1 rRNA gene is annotated in these 1,949 nt (G+C 44.8%); it reads left to right on the top strand.

The features are described from left to right. The first annotated feature begins 261 nt into the window (after positions 1-261). Positions 262-1,790 (top strand): 16S ribosomal RNA (locus tag KFW21_06810). Positions 1,791-1,949 lie beyond the last annotated feature (159 nt).

The raw sequence follows: 1,949 nt of genomic DNA, 5'->3' as shown, positions 1-1,949 counted from the left end.
TTTCTAAAATAAATAAAATTTATTTTAGAAAAGGGTTGACAAACGAAATTGAATGAGTTATACTAACTAACATTGAGTGAGCGATATTATTAAATACTTCATTAATAATGAGAGTATATTGGGTAGAGTTCACAAAAGTGTTTAGATGGAACTAAAGACTGAACGATAAGATGAAAGGCATAACAGAGGTGAGCGAATATATATTAAACAAATGATGCTAAAAGTTTGAGTTATAGATTAATTTTTAATTTTTATATAATGATAATGGAGGGTTTGATTCTGGCTCAGAATGAACGCTGGCAGTGTGTTTTAGGCATGCAAGTCGAACGGCAGCATGATAGAGCTTGCTCTATTGATGGCGAGTGGCGGACGGGTGAGTAACGCGTAGGAATCTACCTGTAGGACTGGGATAGCTAAGGGAAACTTTAGGTAATACCGGATGATATCGAGAGATCAAAGGGGCTTTACAGCCTTGCCTATAGATGAGCCTGCGTACCATCAGCTAGTTGGTTAGGTAATAGCTGACCAAGGCTAAGACGGTTAGCCGGCTTGAGAGAGTGGCCGGCCACAAGGGTACTGAGACACGGACCCTACTCCTACGGGAGGCAGCAGCCAAGAATATTCCGCAATGGGGGAAACCCTGACGGAGCGACACTGCGTGAATGATGAAGGCCTTCGGGTTGTAAAGTTCTTTTATAAAGGAAGAATAAGTTGAGTAGGAAATGATTCAATGATGACGGTACTTTATGAATAAGTCCCGGCTAATTACGTGCCAGCAGCCGCGGTAATACGTAAGGGACGAGCGTTATTCGGAATTACTGGGCGTAAAGGGCGTGTAGGCGGTCGATTAGGCTGAGTGTTAAAGACTGGGGCTCAACTCCAGAAAGGCATTCAGAACCGGTTGGCTAGAATCTGGTGGAAGACAGCGGAATTTCCTGTGTAGCGGTGGAATGCATAGATATGGGAAGGAACACCAAAGGCGAAGGCAGCTGTCTATGCCGAGATTGACGCTGAGGCGCGAAAGTGTGGGGATCAAATAGGATTAGATACCCTAGTAGTCCACACTGTAAACGATGTACACTTAGAATTGCGCGAGAGCGTGGTTCTGTAGCTAACGCGGTAAGTGTACCGCCTGGGGAGTACGCTCGCAAGGGTGAAACTCAAAGAAATTGACGGGGGCCCGCACAAGTGGTGGAGCACGTGGATTAATTCGATGCTAAGCGAAGAACCTTACCAAGGCTTGACATATACGGGAATACATTAGAGATAGTGTAGTCTTCGGACTCGTATACAGGTGCTGCATGGCTGTCGTCAGCTCGTGTCGTGAGATGTTGGGTTAAGTCCCGCAACGAGCGCAACCCCTGTTTTCAGTTGCTAACATTAAGTTGAGGACTCTGGAAAGACTGCCGGTGACAAATCGGAGGAAGGAGGGGACGACGTCAAGTCATCATGGCCCTTATGCCTTGGGCTTCACACATGCTACAATGGTATAGACAAAAGGAAGCTAAGTCGCGAGATGGAGCAAAACCAATAAACTATACCTCAATACGGATTGCACTCTGAAACTCGAGTGCATGAAGCTGGAATCACTAGTAATCGTAGGTCAGCAATACTACGGTGAATACGTTCTCGGGCCTTGTACACACCGCCCGTCACACCACCCGAGTTGGTTTGTCCTGAAGTGGGTTACCCTAACCGTAAGGAAGGGGCTTATTAGGGAGAGGCTGGTAAGGGGGGTGAAGTCGTAACAAGGTTGCCGTACCGGAAGGTGCGGCAGGATCACCTCCTTAAGGAGTATTTGGTAACAAATTTATTTTTTACCAAAACGACAAACTCTTTTTTTTGAATTGTTATAGAGTATAAATAAAAACATATCTAATAAACTCCTAGAGTTTTGAAGATACCTTTTGGTATTGTTTGAATAGTATATATCGCTCACCTATGTTATG

This window comes from Spirochaetota bacterium (assembly GCA_030154445.1).
Classification (GTDB): Bacteria; Spirochaetota; Brevinematia; order Brevinematales; family Brevinemataceae; genus Brevinema_A.
Note: the sequence above shows the minus strand (reverse complement) of the source record. Positions and strands in the feature narration are given on the sequence as shown.